This is a genomic window from Chryseosolibacter histidinae, from assembly GCF_018598225.1.
Taxonomy (GTDB): domain Bacteria; phylum Bacteroidota; class Bacteroidia; order Cytophagales; family Cyclobacteriaceae; genus Chryseosolibacter; species Chryseosolibacter histidini.
The window spans coordinates 1-239 of the sequence record NZ_JAHESF010000116.1 but is presented as its reverse complement, the minus strand read 5'-3'; the positions used below and the strand labels follow the sequence as shown (position 1 = coordinate 239).

The following is a 239-nucleotide window of genomic DNA, read 5'->3' as shown; positions in this document are numbered from 1 at the left end:
CATCTGTACTTAGTCCATCATCAATAGATTTTCTCATAGCATCTTTTATAGTTTTTATATAATCTTTTATGTCTTTTGGTTCACATTCCAACACAAAATCTACCAAAGTCTTATTATTTTCTTTGCACCATTTTACTATCTCATCCATAGTATCTAAGTGATATATACTATTGCTTTTACTGTTTCTTTGGCCTTCTTCTGCTATAGTCCCTCCACCTACAGAATATACAGTCCATTCA

At 31.4% G+C, this 239-nt stretch carries 1 protein-coding gene; it reads right to left on the bottom strand.

Annotated elements, in window-relative coordinates; genetic code table 11:
- A partial coding sequence (locus KK083_RS32875; RefSeq protein ID WP_498366322.1) for a hypothetical protein occupies window positions 1-239 on the bottom strand: 239 nt, incomplete at both ends.